The sequence below is a fragment of the Sphaerochaeta pleomorpha str. Grapes genome (assembly GCF_000236685.1).
Taxonomy (GTDB): Bacteria; Spirochaetota; Spirochaetia; order Sphaerochaetales; family Sphaerochaetaceae; genus Sphaerochaeta; species Sphaerochaeta pleomorpha.
The window spans coordinates 2,668,036-2,683,986 of the sequence record NC_016633.1 but is presented as its reverse complement, the minus strand read 5'-3'; the positions used below and the strand labels follow the sequence as shown (position 1 = coordinate 2,683,986).

15 protein-coding genes are annotated in these 15,951 nt (G+C 42.9%); 9 read left to right on the top strand and 6 right to left on the bottom strand.

The annotated features are described in order from the left end of the window. The first annotated feature begins 693 nt into the window (after window positions 1-693). The 5 genes from SPIGRAPES_RS12190 (at window position 694) to SPIGRAPES_RS17050 (ending at window position 4,042) form a co-directional block, all read left to right on the top strand. Entirely contained in the window at window positions 694-1,530 is an 837-nt protein-coding gene (locus tag SPIGRAPES_RS12190) for a hypothetical protein (protein ID WP_050805775.1), read from the top strand. 1 nt (window position 1,531) lies between these two features. Next, window positions 1,532-1,654, top strand: coding sequence for a hypothetical protein (locus tag SPIGRAPES_RS17480; RefSeq protein ID WP_014271050.1), 123 nt, complete (start codon window positions 1,532-1,534; stop codon window positions 1,652-1,654). A gap of 425 nt (window positions 1,655-2,079) precedes the next feature. Beyond that, complete coding sequence (locus tag SPIGRAPES_RS12185) at window positions 2,080-2,391, top strand: hypothetical protein (protein ID WP_014271049.1); 312 nt, start codon at window positions 2,080-2,082, stop codon at window positions 2,389-2,391. 212 nt (window positions 2,392-2,603) lie between these two features. After that, entirely contained in the window at window positions 2,604-3,872 is a 1,269-nt protein-coding gene (locus SPIGRAPES_RS12180; protein ID WP_041384672.1) for a DUF3788 family protein, read from the top strand. Next, the gene (locus tag SPIGRAPES_RS17050) at window positions 3,869-4,042 is read left to right on the top strand and encodes a hypothetical protein (protein WP_155816735.1); all 174 of its coding nucleotides are present in this window, start codon (window positions 3,869-3,871) and stop codon (window positions 4,040-4,042) included. Before SPIGRAPES_RS12180 ends, SPIGRAPES_RS17050 begins: the two co-directional genes overlap by 4 nt. 301 nt (window positions 4,043-4,343) lie before the next feature. Here SPIGRAPES_RS17050 and SPIGRAPES_RS17475 read toward each other — a convergent pair whose 3' ends face one another. The 4 genes from SPIGRAPES_RS17475 to SPIGRAPES_RS12160 all read right to left on the bottom strand — a co-directional run bounded on the left by SPIGRAPES_RS17475 (window position 4,344) and on the right by SPIGRAPES_RS12160 (window position 6,214). Then, complete coding sequence (locus SPIGRAPES_RS17475; RefSeq protein ID WP_281047885.1) at window positions 4,344-4,469, bottom strand: hypothetical protein; 126 nt, start codon at window positions 4,467-4,469, stop codon at window positions 4,344-4,346. 366 nt (window positions 4,470-4,835) lie between these two features. After that, window positions 4,836-5,465, bottom strand: a complete 630-nt coding sequence (locus SPIGRAPES_RS12170) for an amidohydrolase family protein (protein ID WP_041384669.1) — start codon at window positions 5,463-5,465, stop codon at window positions 4,836-4,838. Beyond that, window positions 5,462-5,986, bottom strand: a complete 525-nt coding sequence (locus tag SPIGRAPES_RS12165) for a hypothetical protein (RefSeq protein ID WP_041384667.1) — start codon at window positions 5,984-5,986, stop codon at window positions 5,462-5,464. Before SPIGRAPES_RS12165 ends, SPIGRAPES_RS12170 begins: the two co-directional genes overlap by 4 nt. A gap of 3 nt (window positions 5,987-5,989) precedes the next feature. Next, window positions 5,990-6,214, bottom strand: coding sequence for a hypothetical protein (locus SPIGRAPES_RS12160; protein ID WP_041384666.1), 225 nt, complete (start codon window positions 6,212-6,214; stop codon window positions 5,990-5,992). Window positions 6,215-6,671: 457 nt separating this feature from the next. On the opposite strand from SPIGRAPES_RS12160, the gene SPIGRAPES_RS12155 reads away from it, so the two are divergent. The 4 genes from SPIGRAPES_RS12155 (at window position 6,672) to SPIGRAPES_RS12140 (ending at window position 10,773) form a co-directional block, all read left to right on the top strand. Then, the gene (locus SPIGRAPES_RS12155; RefSeq protein ID WP_014271046.1) at window positions 6,672-7,406 is read left to right on the top strand and encodes a DUF6577 family protein; all 735 of its coding nucleotides are present in this window, start codon (window positions 6,672-6,674) and stop codon (window positions 7,404-7,406) included. 739 nt (window positions 7,407-8,145) lie between these two features. Further along, window positions 8,146-8,964 (top strand): MerR family transcriptional regulator, encoded by an 819-nt coding sequence (locus tag SPIGRAPES_RS12150; protein ID WP_014271045.1) that lies wholly within the window; start codon window positions 8,146-8,148, stop codon window positions 8,962-8,964. Window positions 8,965-9,033: 69 nt separating this feature from the next. Continuing rightward, the gene (locus SPIGRAPES_RS12145; RefSeq protein WP_014271044.1) at window positions 9,034-10,089 is read left to right on the top strand and encodes a BtrH N-terminal domain-containing protein; all 1,056 of its coding nucleotides are present in this window, start codon (window positions 9,034-9,036) and stop codon (window positions 10,087-10,089) included. Window positions 10,090-10,140: 51 nt separating this feature from the next. Continuing rightward, the gene (locus SPIGRAPES_RS12140; protein WP_014271043.1) at window positions 10,141-10,773 is read left to right on the top strand and encodes a GyrI-like domain-containing protein; all 633 of its coding nucleotides are present in this window, start codon (window positions 10,141-10,143) and stop codon (window positions 10,771-10,773) included. Window positions 10,774-12,027: 1,254 nt separating this feature from the next. On the opposite strand, the gene SPIGRAPES_RS12135 is transcribed toward SPIGRAPES_RS12140, so the two are convergent. Together SPIGRAPES_RS12135 and tkt are read right to left on the bottom strand one after the other, a co-directional pair. Next, window positions 12,028-13,701 carry a ribulokinase gene (locus SPIGRAPES_RS12135; protein WP_014271042.1) on the bottom strand — a complete coding sequence of 558 codons (1,674 nt, stop codon included), beginning with the start codon at window positions 13,699-13,701 and terminating at the stop codon, window positions 12,028-12,030. Window positions 13,702-13,950: 249 nt separating this feature from the next. After that, window positions 13,951-15,939, bottom strand: coding sequence for a transketolase (gene tkt, locus SPIGRAPES_RS12130; protein ID WP_014271041.1), 1,989 nt, complete (start codon window positions 15,937-15,939; stop codon window positions 13,951-13,953). Window positions 15,940-15,951 lie beyond the last annotated feature (12 nt).

Sequence of the window (15,951 nt, the reverse complement as noted above, 5' to 3'; positions counted from 1 at the left end):
CCCGGACTTGGGCTGGGAGGCTGTGGCACTTTTCATTTACGCATGTTCGTGTTCAATTTCTTTAAAAGTACGTTCAGGCATTGTGTCGATCCTATACAATGTTTCCGACAAAACCATTGCCACTGCGAATTGAAAACCATCATTTCAATAGTATGTGTTCTGATGAGTCCTGAAAAATCATACAAGCCACAGAACTAATACCCATGAATTAGCTGCATCCCTTTAGCGTCCCCAATTCGATTGTATTGAACAGGGAACTGTCGAAACATGCATATGCCTTGGATTTGCTTTTCCCGTCCATTGTCGCATCATGATGTGTAAACCGGTAGTGCACTAATCTAATTAAAAGGTCAGGTTATTCCAGCTGGAGAGATTTTGCTAAATGTAGATAAGCTAAAACCCGCAACCAAGATCCAATAGGACCAATTTCAATTGAGCGTTTATTCTTTCTTTGCTTTGTGGTTAAGGAAGAGAAAACCCACACCCCTCCCTTTTTACCGGATGGCGTGTTGGTTATTCTGAGCATCTTACTCATCCAGCTTTTTTCCCACAGTATGGATGTAGTTGGCTGCCAAGCCTACTCGATTGAGAAAACCAAGATTACATCATTTTCCAAGAAAATCGCTTAAATGAGGCATTCAAAGCTTTATTTGAAGGTTTGAGATACCAGGTAGGAAATATAGTTTCCTGATCATGGTCAAGGGTCGCAAGAGCCTTGTCTCGTCACTGGTGCTGGGTGTCAAGGGCACCTTCGAGGACAAAAGCGCAAACACAATCTGGGAGTATGCCGCCAATGGCACAACGGTCGAGGCGAAGCTATACGGCGAGGACAAGAAGAAGCGGTACTTCCAAATCTACTATTCGGCGGGGAAATATGTTGCCAAGAGGAGCTCCCTCGAGACCTGCGGCAAGAAGATGGAGGGGACGCTGGACAGGATGCTGGGCAGGAAATGCGACAGGCTCAACCTCAAGGCTAACAGCAGGTTCTTCGACCTCACGCTTTCCGACGACAAGGACATGGTCCTGCTGATGTATTCCAAGAACTACGGGGCGATCGACGAATACATAAGATACTGCGGTTACTACTGCCTGATCAGCTCCGAGAAGATGACAGCAAGAGAAGCCCTCCTGCTCTACAAGTCTAGCGATTGCTCCGATAAGCTGTTCAGCGCCGACAAGACATTCACGGGAAGCAACGCCGAGAGGATCCTGAGCGTAGAGGCCCTGAGGTCGAAGATATTCATCGAGTTCATCGCCCTGATCCTGCGAAGCCGCCTGTATTTCGCCATCAACAGCCATATCCTGGCGACGGGGAGAAGGCCCAACTACATGAATGTCGTATCCGCTCTGGGCGAGCTGGAGAAGATAGAGCCGATACGGATCGGCGACGGTGCCTACCATCTCGACCATGCAATCACGGCAAGGCAGAAGGACATCCTGTCGGTGATAGACAACAGGAATGCGAAAGGCGGGGGCAAGCCGGATCCCGATGTACGGGATGACTCCACTGCCGAGACCAAGGAGGCATGACATGGGCAGGCCAAGGAAGAGCGAGACAATCGAGAAGAAGGTAATAGACGTCGAGACCCGCGTCGCAAGGCTGAAGGAAGAATATGACGAGGCTCTTTCGGAATTGAAGAACCTCCGCGAGTAGCAAAGGCTTCTGCAAGCCCAGAAGCTCCTGGAGGCCATGGACAGGAAAGGCAAATCCTTTGGTGATGTGCTGAGGCTGATCAACCTTTGATGTGCTTGAAACCCCATTTTCTGGTCTGAGTGTTAAAAAATAGAATGACTGCTGTAAGGACAAGAAAGTAGATCTAGTCTTTACAGCTGGAGTTTCGATGATATTCTTAACTGACGGAGTTAGGAAGCCGGTGGCCGAGTGTCCCTGGTTGTAAGGATTGGAGTAATCCGATACCTTGGCTTAAAAAAATACTTCAAGCCGGTCATCGAAGTCTATCGTCGGTCATGTCGTGGAGGCTTTTGCCTCCCGATATGACCCTGTAAATAAAAATGGTGGATTACAATCCGTGTCCATACAGCCTTCCAGCTCCAAAACTCTTCTTAGGGGGTGCTGCCATGGCAATGAACATGCAGTACGAACGGGCCTATGGGTTGGATTTGTCAAAAAAGACATTCCACGGGTGCATCCTAGACGGGCCTGATCTGGGAAACCGTCATTTTTTTACCGGGAAGATGGGCCCCAAGGGCAAGGCCAAGCTTGCAGGCAGGCTTTGCAAGGGGGATCTGGTTCTTATGGAAGCGGGGACTTCCTCCTTCTCCTTGGCAAGGTTCCTAGTCGAGAACACAGAGGCGGAGGTGACTGTCCTCAACCCTGCCAAACTGTACAACATTTTCAACAGTATGTTGAAACAGGAAGCTAGCACTTAGTTATTGCCCATGCTTGGCAAACAATATAAAACCTCCTGGCAATACAGGGAGGTTTTGTTGTGTTGGGAGACAAGATTTGCTTAGAATGCCATCCAGTGATGACTCTCGATGCTGTGGATTTTGTGATTGTTCTTCCTAGTTCCGATACTATTTTCCCCAAAGAGGGCATTCTCTGACAAGCGCAGGAGCTGTTGTTGTGCTATCGTATTTACATGCAAGCATGGGAATCGATCCAACGTGTGGTGGATGTCATTGAGACAAAAGATTTATCTATTGGAGAGCTGGCTACAGTAGCCTCCTTGTCACCGTTCTACTTTCAGCGGCTTTTTAACCGTTTGGTAGGGATGCCTGTGGGAGAGTATGTAAGACTGAGAAGGTTGGCAAGGTCATGTGAAGCACTTACCAATACTCAGAAGCGTATTCTTGATATTGCCTTGGAGTTTGGTTTCTCCGACCATGCCAATTACACCCGGGCCTTCCGTGATGCCTACGGCCTCACTCCGGATGAGTACCGCCAGCATCCTGTGCATCTCAACCATTGTCTCAAAGCCGATGTTTCCATTCTGTATGCAGATATCGAAGAAGGTGTTCCACTCATTACCGATGATATGGTAGTTGAAGTAACCCGAAGGAAGCTGGAAGCCCCTCGTTTCTTCTCAGGTATTGAGAGGCTCCTCCCCGATACTGACCTCTCTGGTGGGAGAGAAACCGGAGTGTCTGCTGCAGCCAGCCTATGGGATACGTTTCATCAAACACAGCCAGTAGACACTGTAAGCATAGGGGTACTGTACACAAAGCGGAAAGGTGATGCTTTAGCCACTTACTTTGTAGGAGCAGAGGGAGTTGATCAAGAAGGTCTTGCTCACTTCACCCTTCTCAAGGGTGACTATGCGGTATGCAGTATAGAAGCTGAGAGTTTTGACCTGCTTATCGGCAGCGCAATCCACAAAGCAATGACCTACATGAGGAGATGGATGAAGCAGCATAAGGTAAAATGCGGGACGTTCTCAGCTGAGTTGTACCACAGCACAAACTCAATGGAACTCTGGCTCCCGATCAGGACAGAAGATGTGGGTATGTCCTTCAACGCTATTGCGAAGCAGGTCCAGAACCCGCTGTTTGACAGCTTGTGCTCTTATCTGGAGGAGACCTATCAGGTTAAACCGGTGGTTGAGTTCAGTAAATGCACAATGCAGTATGGCTGGAATGTAAAATACAAGAAGGGGGGAAGAAGCCTCTGCACGCTCTATCCTCAGGAGGGTTCATTCCTCGCTCTTATTGTCATTGGATATCGGGAGATGGCTGAGGCTGAGATACTCCTATCTTTCCTTACTGAGTATGTACAGCAGGTATTTGCCGATGCAAAGACAGGGCTGCAGCAAAAGTGGTTGATGATTGAAGTTGGGAGCCCAGAGGTGCTTGAGGATGTGAAACAGCTGGTTGCCCTGAGACGACCGATCAAGCGGGTAAGAGTACGATGAGTGTAGTGTCAGGGATTGGGTTTTATGAGGTGCGTGAACAGCAGGTGGCAAATATCCGTACGGTGTTACGGTTTGAGGATTTTCCCGCCATGACTCAAGAGAGTTATGAAAGAGAAGCAGGTACTCCCCCGCTTCTCATCCTTTTGTCTGTTACTACAATACTGATATAGAGCAGTGGGATGTTGAGATGGGGTTCCCAGTTGCCAAGAAGATATCGCTTGAGCATACACAGGTAACCTGTCATTCGATACCTACTCAAAAAGTAGTCTCTGCTCTCTTCCAAGGCCCATTTAAGGAGAGTGATGTACTACTCAATCAGATCTTACAATGGATGCAGAACACGACTATGAGACTGAGGGCACCATCTACAACCACTATCTCAATGATAAAGAACGACCAAGATAGGGGTGGTGATTACATAAGGGGTAGCTAGTCCAACAATTGTTGTTATCTGTAATCCTATGATAACCATCACTCACTGATCAGGGTACTCTTTTTGCAGTGACAACGTGCACTCTGGAAACACGTTATCCTCGACTGCCTTCGTTGTGGTTTGCAACCATCGACACCAACATCGTCTTTCGCTTTCCCATTCATTTTTCCTATCCATACCACCTACTTATTCACCTCTACAAAGGGATGTGAATCAGAACAGTAAAGGCCTTACCCTCTTCTAATGAAAGCAGCAACTGTCTGTTAAATTGGTTGATTGTTGAACCGCACTTTATCCTAAGGTGAAGTTTGCAAGAACCGTTAGGGTAAATGTTGCATGGAAAATTTGATAAACTCGGGCTGAACCAACGATTTGGCCAATTAGACAATTCTAGTGGACACCAACAGAATTACTAGTCATCGCCAAAGATACACTAATATATTTCATTGCATTCAATTACTTTGACTATAAATCATCACCTATCTCACATCATTCTATACAAACCATTAATTAGATATAGCAGTGCTTTCTTATTCTGCCTTGAAAACCTCTTGGATTTCCGTGTCAGAGGAAAGCATCACCAAGTCAGCCTTGTATCCGGGTTTGATCCTGCCTCGATCTGTTTGCGAAAGCACCCGTAAGGGGTTCTCGCACGCAACCTGAAAGAAGGATCGCTTGTCCAATAAGCTTTTGTGAACAAGGTTCTTTGCTGATTCGCTGATCAGCATAGCAGAACCTATCAGTATGTCACTATCACTGTAATAGCAGGCCTTTCCATTCGAATAGATTTGCTTGCCCAAATAGAGGCCTTCACCGGTACCCATGCCCGCCAAACTCATAGCATCAGAAATCAGACAAAGCCTTTCAGTACCAAGTGAATTGATCGTCAAGTCTATCACTGACGGATGCACATGCACTCCATCACAAATGAGTTCATACGTTGCATGACTGTAGTCACGGACAAATGGCATGGCTGCCAAGCCTGGGCGTTTGTGATCTATGCCGCTCATCGCATTGAAAAGATGGGTAAGATGATTCTTATCCCTAGGTTTCAATGCCTCCAAGGGACAATCACTATGGCCATAGGCCACAACAATGTTGTTCTGTTCCAAGACACTCGAGAGCTCTTCACTGCCTTGCAGTTCAGGAGCTATGGTCATAGAGGTGACAAGTGGCTTCTTTCCACACTTGATAGAAAGAATGCTTTCCAGATACCCCCTATCAAAGGCCCTAATACCTGAAGATAGAATGCCACCCTTTTTTCAGGTGCGATAAAGGGGCCTTCCACATAGACCCCAAGCAGATAGGATGAGAGAAAAGCACTCGTATCCATTGCTTTTTTGATCTGACCCAAGAGATCCAAATCCATGACAACTGCAAGTTGGAAACTAGTGATACCCTTCCCTGCAAGAAACAGGGCCATACCTTCAAGGTTTTCCTGTACATTGCCTCTGGTTGAATCAAAGCCACCACAGCCATGGATGTGCATATCGACCAGACCAGGGCCCACAAGGTTGCCCTTGGCATCATACTGATCGAGATGCTGCACCCTCTTTTGATCATGCTTGCCAACATACGTGATGATCCCCTGCTCCACCGCTATGGTGACATCAGGTAGCAGGACCTCATCCGTATAGGCCAAGGCATGGGTTATTGCATAGTTACTCTCATAATGAACCATCTGCTACTGCTCCATATCAAGAGAATCGGGTTTGTACGTATAGGTAAAAGGGAATACAAGACTCTTGACGAGTGCCTCATAGTTGCGCCCGCATAACGCAGTTGCGATATCCCTATGTTTCTTAACCCTCAACTCATTATCAGAAGGCCTCTTTCCCCGCACGTAACGGTCACATTCCCAAGCAATTCTCCGTAACAATTGCATCCAAGCATGATTGTTTCGAAGCATTGGGATTACCGATATGTAAAAAGGAGCTCCAACTCCTCAACCATTATTGTTCGAGCTGAGTGACCCCCGTTGCGGTTTAGTCGAAACCCGCATTTTTCAAGCCTCAACGTTTCTTCATCAGGAATTACCACCCTTCCTGAATACAAATCATATCAGACATTTGCTGTAAAACACAGACTATTCTAGTCCAACAGGTCGAATGCAAATAAATAAGGTATCGCGAAAGAAAGAATCTAAAAGAAATCTTCTCTGATATGAAATCAGATAAGGAAATGTGTACTATCTCCCAAATGGCCATGGTAATCCCTATTTCAGTTACACATAAAAGCCATATCGACAAAATATTTTAATTTGTCGATGTGGCTAATGACTTTGAAGGTGATGGTTGCTATACTAAAAACAGCCAAAACGGCAAATAATCAGAATATTGCCAAAACGGCTGAATAAGGTAGCAGATATGAAAAAACAGGAAATCATCCAGAAACTGCCTGATGGCATTTTTTCAAGGCAACAGATCCTCCATGCGGCACAGTCTGTCGAGCCCTCCTTCAAGGATACCCAACTCAGGTACTTGATTGGGACCCTTCGTAATTCAAAATTGATAGTAAGGATTGGGCGAAACCAATATAAGAAAGCAGAGAAGGAGCCAAATAAAAGCATTTTTACCGGGGCATATTCAGATACAGCTCTCCATGTGATTGGGTACATGAAAGAGCATTTTCCTTTGCTTTCCTACAGGGTTTGGGAACTCTCATGGCTCAATGAATTCTTCAATCACCTCATAGCACACAATCACATCTTCCTGGAAGTTGAGAAAGATGGTTGTGATTTTGTATTCTCCGCTCTTACAGAGAAATTCCCAGGCAAGGTGCTGCTGAAAGCAACCGTCAAGGAGATGATGCTATATGGTACTGATGATGGAATCATCATCACCCGTTTGGTGACAGAGGCTCCCCGATCGGATAGTGCGAAATATCAGGTTCCCTTGGAAAAGCTGATTGTAGATCTGTTTGCCAACAAAAATCTGATGCTTTCCAAAGCTGATTATCCCTTTGCAATTGAACTGATGTTTTCCAAGTACCGGATCGACCAGGTTACGATGTTACGTTACGCACGAAGGAGGAATAAAGCAAATGAAGTAGTTAGGCTCCTTCAAGATTATCCTCATTTGTTCATATCCATAACTACATGAGTAATTTGTGACTGATAAAAAATTACAGGTATAAATTTGAGGATAATACTTTCATCGCAGGCCACAGAGTTTTGCCAAGGTCTTATCATCCTCCTTCCATTCTCGTCTTGCTTTCGCTTTTAAGATTGCTGCAATTGGCTTGGCGCTTATCTTCAGAGCTTTTGTTATCATCTCCGAGTTTGCATCTACATACACGGAAGTCGTCTATGCTGGAATGACCCAGAAAGTCACGGATGTATGACAAAGGGATTCCCTTTCCATATTATCGGTTCCGGGAAGAACTCCCACATTTACCAAGAAAACCGCTAAAAGGGGTCATTCAGAGCTTTATTTGAAGGTTTGAGGTATCAGGTAGGAGATACACAGTATTCACAACCTGGTAGGATTTTCTCCGCTGAGTGATAGTGGAACTTTAGGGAAGTCCGGTGGATGCTCAGTCCTGCCTCGATTGCCATGATGCATCGGACATGTTATCGACTCCAATAAGGACTTCCCAATTTTCCACAGAAACCGATGGAATAGGGCATTGTTGACTGTATTTGAGGAAAATTGAGTAAAATCATCATACCGCTTACAAATCCTCATCCTGTTGGTCAAGTTCCTGTTCGATAATCCGCTGCCAATTCTTTGACAGACCCTCTGCCAAACCACAGGCACAGCCTGTGAATCTTATAAACTATTAAGTTGATTGAATTTCTGGTAGGTTTATATAATACAGGAAAAGAGTAAGAGGTAAACCATGCTAAAAATCGGAGAGTTCTCAACTCTGACTGGAATAAGCATCCATATGCTGCGAAATTATGACAAGATAGGACTGCTCAAGCCTGAACAAATAGACTGTATGAATAATTACCGGTTTTACGGTGAAAAGCAGATTGTCCGTGCAAATCATATTCAGGTATTAAAAAGCCTTGGCTTTGGTCTAACTGAAATATCCGAAATCCTGAAGGATGGCACGACGAACGACAGAATCAAAACTTTTTTGGAAACCAAAATAAAAGAAAAAGAAGAAAGCTTTTCCATAACAGAAAGACAAATTGCACAAATGCATCAGGCGCTTAATGAACTCGATATGCAGAATGAATACACTTTGTCTGTCAGCGTTAAGCAGCTTTCCTCACACAGTGTTGTCAGCCTGCGTGACATCATAAGGGAGTTTACCGAAGAAGGACTGTTGTGGGAACGCCTTGACATGTCATGCAGGGCAAATGGAATCAGGCTTGCGGATGTGCAATATTGTATGGCAATGACGCACAGTGTGGATTATAAAAATAAAGCAATTGACACTGAGGTCTTCAGAGTCGTCGATCAAGTAGGGCCTGACATTGTAGGACTGAGATTTTCAAAAATGCCTGAAACTGAAGCAGCCGTCGTTGCGTTTCAGGGTAAATACAGCCGGTTAGGTGATATCAATAGATATATGTATCATTGGATTATTGAAAATGGTTACAGGATATCAGGCAAGGCGTTCAATATATATTATATATCTCCTGAAAATGAACAAAACCCGGAGAACTTTGTCACCGAAATCTGTTACCCAATTAAAAACAATTCTTGACCCTCGCACAATGCGAGGGTTTATGCTCCTGCTATAAGAAATGTATTATTTGACAGGAGATCTTAATTTATGTGTAAGGAAATAATTAAGTTAAAGCACCATGTAGATGACTACGAGTGCATGTGGAACGGAATAGAAGATTTGTATATACAAGATACCGGAGAGAACCTTCCGCCGAGCTTCTTTTTCAGCCTTTCCTCATTCGGCTCGTTTTGCTACATGAAAACACCGAAGTCAGACTTGAAACGAACGGTTGCAATAGGGGACGGGCGAACAAAACAGATGTATGAATTTCTTTCTCCCATTGCAGGATTTGAGTATAAGCATTACGAGTATAAAACATTTGAACAGGCAATCAAAAAGGCTAAGGCGGAAATTGATGCCGGGTATCCGCCTGTTTTAGGCGCTCTGGATATGTACTATCTGCCGTACTTTTCAAAGTTATATCATCGCGAACATATCCCGTTTCACTATGTTTTGATGGTTGGCTACGACGACAATGTACAGTGTATCTATATTCTTGACTGCGGACGCAAAGAAGTGCAAACACTTACCTACGAGGAACTGCATCACGCATGGAATTGCAGCTATCCGGGCTTGTCAAAGCCAAACACTATCTGCGCAGTCAGAATGAAGGCAACAAAGAATAAATACCAGATTGCAAAGGAAGCACTGGCGAAAAAAAGTGAGCTGTTTCTGAATTCACCGGTAAGCTTTTTGGGCAGAAAGGGATTTCAGAAATTTATACATGAGTTGCCCAAACTAAAAAGCGAACTCACTAAAGATGATTACGATAAGATACTTGCCAACATGGTGACGTTTTTCGGTACAGTGCCAACTGTCCCGAACGCTTTGAAGGGAAGCAAAGAACTGGACGAAGTGAGTTTTTGCGGTGGCTTTGATAAAATGAGCCGTATTCTAAATGATACCGGGAGAGAATATGAGAATGAGGCGTGGCTTGAAGCCTCCTGTCGCTTTGAAGAAGGAGCCATTATCATATCTAAAATCACGAATATCATTGTGACCTATCTCACTGGGGAAAACGACAAGACGGACGAACTGCCTGGTATGTTCACAGAAGTAATGGACATCTTGACGGATGGGTTTGTTCTTTTGGGAAGATAACATTTCCTTAAAAAATCTCACTGATGATACATGTACCATGGAGGTAAACCTATGGCTTTTGATTTTAAAAAAGAATACAAAGAGTTTTATATGCCTAAGAATATACCAGAGATAGTACAAATTCCGGCTGTAAATTATATCGCTGTAAGGGGAAAAGGAAACCCAAACAAGGAAGGCGGTACATATCAGCAAGCTGTCGGAATTCTTTATGCGATTGCGTATACAATCAAAATGAGCTATAAAGGTTCGCATAAGATCGAAGACTTTTTTGACTATGTAGTACCTCCGCTGGAAGGCTTCTGGTGGCAGCATGGCGTTGAGGGTGTAGACTATGGGAATAAGGACTTGTTTAACTGGATTTCAGTTATCCGCCTGCCGGACTTTGTGGTAAAAAGTGATTTTGATTGGGCAGTAATTGAAGCGACTAGAAAGAAAAAGCTGGATTGTTCTTCAGCTGAGTTTCTAACAGTCGTTGAGGGCTTATGTGTACAAATCATGCATACAGGTCCGTTTGATGATGAGCCTGCCACCGTTGCCATCATGGATAAATATTTGAAAGAAAAAGGATATGTGAATGATATAACTGATACCCGTCTGCACCACGAAATCTATCTTTCTGATCCCCGAAGGATCGAGCCTTCAAAATGGAAAACGGTCATACGTCACCCGATTAGAAAAGCTTAATGCATCGGGATATTATCAGCACAGATTAAAACTGTAAAATTCCAATTTATTAAATTTAAAATAACAAATTTCCTAAAAATAACGGGAGTATTTCAAAAAGGGATACTCCTTTTTTTATATCCATTTTGGTCATCAAACCAAAATAAAAAACCTATTACACTGCTGTAAAAAAAAGCCTGACATCTCTCGGAATTGAACCGAGTATATAAGGATTTTCAGTCCTTTGCTCTACTGTTGAATCCAGAATACTTTTGATATTTTATAATGCCCCCCTTTACGAGAGTAATTAGAAAGATCGATCATCCATTCCTGATAACCGAGATGCCGTTCGCCTTTGCCGTCTCTATGAGACTGTAATAGAGGAAGGAAGCCTCCCTTTAATCGAGACAGAAAACAGCCAATTCATTTTTCCTTGGCAAAATGGTCTTATGGCATTTTCGGTCCAGGAAAGCCATTGAACTGGACCGCTGGAGCAAGAGCCTATTCCTGTACAAGCCTCTAGCCAATGAAAGGGAGAAGGCTTACTTGTTTGTAGTGACCTTTTATTTCAGCAAGTATTTCTATTACAGAAGCATTCTCTGACGAGGCAATCCACAAAATGAGTATATTTTGCAATCCCTAAAAGGGGATGGCACTCATACTGAGACAGGAAAACCACAAGACGGCAATAATAAGTGCGAATACATAATAACCTGAACTTAATACCGTATTCAGCAAATTAACCACCTACTACAACACTGTCAGTATCCTTGCATGCAAAGCTACCCCAATCAATAAAACTATTACCGAACTGGGGTCAGCAACGTATATCATATATATACCAACCCAAAATACAGTGCTATTGACCATCCCTATTCACACGAGAATAACTGATGAAATGACTCTATTAAGAACATGGTATAAATAATCGGCTATTGCCTTTTTCACTGCTACTTCATCCCGATTTAACAAAGCCTCAGTGATATCAGAATGTATGGAGATGGTTGCTTGCGATCCACCTACCATAGAATAGTATATTGATTTGAAACTGCTACTTTATGAGTGGTCAAATGCCGAATAACTGCTAGTCTTTCCTCCCATCAGTTTTTTGTTTTTTTATTGACACTGGTCACATCATATCTGTGTCTCTTCTAAGGAAATATTAATTTTATAGCTAACCTTAACACTAGTCTCATGTACTCGTCTCCAAGACCAGAACGCTAACGCCTGGTTTTTAAAAATAGAAATTTTAAAATTCTAATCAACTAATTAAGACTAACCGATATTGATATTTGCAAAAGTCTCACTCAATTTTCCCATCTCGAGATACTGCCTATATTGTGATTCATACAAATCTTTTAGTGATGCATTAGGTTTATATAATTTAGAGTCAAACGTACAATATCTTTTTTGAGCTTCTGGAATAGAAGAAAATATCCCAGCTCCTACGCTTGCGTAAATAACAGAACCTTTTGCACATACTTGGAAATCGCTACATATGGCAATCGGTATATTCATAACATCAGCAAGCATTTGCATGATGAACTCAGATTTCTCAGCTATTCCGCCCACAGCAACAACCTTATCAATCAGAATACCCTTCTCCTTTAACGAATCAAATATTCTTCTGCTTCCAAAAACTGTTCCTTTTGCCACTGCACAGAAAAGAGCCGGTAAATCTGTACCAAGCGATATCTGTGAAATCATCGATTTCACATGTTCATTTAACGATGGATACCTGCGACCATTAAACCAATCGAGACTCACTTCCTGATCATAGATATGCTCCCCGGCTTTCATCTCGAGTTCTCTTAAAAAATTCTTATCTATATGGTCTATAAGTTTTTGCATATATTCTTCTGACATAAATTCAGGAAAGGCTTTCAAATTCAACAAAGGCCATAATGATAAATTCTTAACCCATAAATAAGAGTCTCCAAATGAAGGTTGACCCATTTCTATGCCCGTATACCCAGGAACTATTGAGTCCTCTGCTTGACCACATATTTCTCGTAAATCCTTATTCTTCAAGACGTCAGCATTTTCAATTACCAAATCGACTGTTGAGGTACCAATAACCTTCACCATTGTCTTCTTTGCAATTCCAGCCCCTACTCCTCCTGCATGAGCATCTAACGAGCCTACAACAATCATGGCCATAGGATTAATTCCTAAGGTATCCGCCCAATAGGCGGAAATTCTACCAATGGGTGTTCCTGCTGGATATGTTTTTAAAGGATATCTATCGTAAATCAACCCCAAGTAAGGATCAAGAGATGAAAAAACAGCCCTGGAAGGAAGACCATGGAATTCACTATTCCAGAGGGCTTTGTGGCCAGCAGCACAAGATCCACGAGGAAAATCATCCACCAAGGGGATCCCAGTTAAAATTCCTAACATCCAATCCGAATGTTCAATCCAAGTATATGCATTCTTTTTCACTTCTTGCGATTTTCGAACAGTATGTAAAATTTTTGCCCAGAACCATTCTGAAGAATAAACCCCCTGAAACTTAGTATAATCTATATCACCATTACATAGTATGTCATTTATCTCAATGGCTTCTTTAGCAGCAGTATGATCCTTCCATAAATGGAACATTGCATCAGGATTGTTCTCAAACCCAGGTAAAAGGCACAGCGGCCTTCCATGCATATCAACTGGACATGGAGTAGAGCCAGTAGTATCTACAGATAAAGCAACAATTTTTTTCCCTGTATTACCTGGTAATTTGGACAATGCCTTCTGAAATGCCTCCACGATACCTTCCAAGTAATCCAAAGCATGCTGTCTGTATTGGTTTTCATTTAGATTGCAGAACTCTTTTATTTTCCATCGCGCATATTCAGCAACACCGTGAGACAGTTCTTTACCACTCACAGCATCACACAAAAGTACACGAACAGAGTCAGTGCCAAAGTCAATACCAGCTAATATTTTCTCAATCATAATTTACTCTCATTTAATAATATCCCATTATCCAGCCGCACTTGAATTTGCATAACACATGATGTTTCTTGACATCCCCTACATAGCATTGATCCATTGCTTCACGTATGCATTAGACAAACCCCTTACATGGTCTCAGTAATCACCTGATTTTTTTTCTAAAATGGCGAAGGTTCAATACAAATTCGACTAACGTTTTAGCAACCAGAGATTGCCTCAATCTATAAAAAATTGACAATTCCTACAAAATCAGAGACGACCCAACATCTGAATAATTTTTGCTTCTGTGAAGCCAAAAGCACTCGCAACATCTTCTGCCGGAGCTGACTCCCCAAAGTCTTCAATAGATAGGATATTCTTCCGAGCTGCTATACGGTCCCATCCCATTGCAATGCCTGCCTCAACAACCATTACAGAGGCATCATCAGGGATTAAATGCGATATATATTCCAATGGCTGTGTATAGAACTTTTCTCTATCTGGCATGGAGATAACACGTACGTCATCGAAAGACAACGCGTTGTCTTCACACTCCGAAATTGCACGCAATACCAATGTTACTTCAGATCCAGTCGCTACAACAACTCGTTTTATCTCTCCTTTAGCTTCTCGAGCAATATAAGCACCTTTCCTTATATTATTCATCCAGTCTTTATCGTCCTTTTCAAAGACAGGTAAGCCTTGTCTTGTAAGCGCAATTACAGTAGGAGTCTCGGAATTTTTTAAAGCAATATCCCATACAGCTATGGTCTCCTCAGCATCAGCAGGCCTCTGAACCGATACATTTGGAATTGCACGCAACGCTGCAAGCTGTTCTATCGGTTGATGTGTAGGACCGTCTTCACCAACGTAAATTGAATCATGGGATAAAACATAAATAACCCCAAGTTTCATAAGTGCTGATAGACGTAATGCAGGCCTTAAATAATCGGAAAAGACCAAGAATGTACCAACAAAAGGTTTGAAACCACCATACAGAGCCATTCCATTTGCTATAGCAGCCATGGCGAATTCTCGCACTCCGTAATGGATATATCGACCATTTCTATTCATAGAGGAATAAATACTAGCATGGGCCATTCCCGTCCGGTTTGGACCACTAAGATCAGCAGACCCACCGACTAGATTTCCGTATTTTTCTGCATAATAGTTAATTGCTTTTGAAGAAGCCTCTCTTGTTGCCGGAGCATCTCCAATTTTATATCCGATTGAAGTAAGAACAGTATTCAAATCTTCAGAATTATTTTCTGCAGAGAAATCTACAGCAAGATTGGGATTCTCCTCTTTCAATTTCAGATAAGTCTTCTGCCATTTAGAGTAACCTGAATAAAGGTCAGATTTTCGTCCTTCAAAGAACGTATACACATCAGAATCTACGACAAACTTTTCTAAAGGATTGGCATTAAGAAACAACTTCGTCTCTGCTACCTCCTCCTCACCGAGAGCTGCTCCATGAACTCCAGAAGTCCCTTGTTTATTAGGAGATCCTTTTCCTATTATACTTTTCAGAATAATCATTGTTGGCTTATCGGTGTTGTTCTTAGCCTGCCTGGTCAGGTTATCAAGTTCGTCCAAATCATACATAGAGCCTTTCAGAACCTGCCAGCCATACGAAACATATCGTGCCTCGACATCCTCAGTAAAACTAAGATCAGTGTTTCCATCAATGGTGATGTTGTTTGAATCATAGAATAATATCAACTTACCGAGCTTTAAATGTCCGGCAAGAGAGGAAGCTTCTGCTGACACGCCTTCAGAAAGATCTCCATCCCCAGCTAAAACATAAGTATAATGATCAATAATACTATGTTCTCGGGTGTTATACTTTTCTCCAGCCATAGTCTCCGCAATCGCCATCCCGACAGCCATTGCTACCCCTTGCCCAAGTGGGCCGGTTGTTGCTTCAACCCCTGGAGTTACTCCATATTCTGGGTGGCCAGGGCACTTACTACCATACTTACGAAAGTGCTTAATATCATCCAAACTGATATCATACCCAGCAAGGTGCAAATAAGAATATAAGAACATTGAGCCATGCCCGGCAGAAAGAACGAATCTATCACGATTAATCCATTTAGGATCATCAGGATAATAATTCATCGCGTGTCCATATAAATACGCACCTAATTCTGCTGCGCCAAGTGGCAGTCCAGGATGCCCAGAATTAGCTTTTTGTATTGCATCTATAGATAATAGTCTTGAAGCAAGGGCTGCTTTCTGGAGGTTTCGCTTATCCATGGATAACTCCTT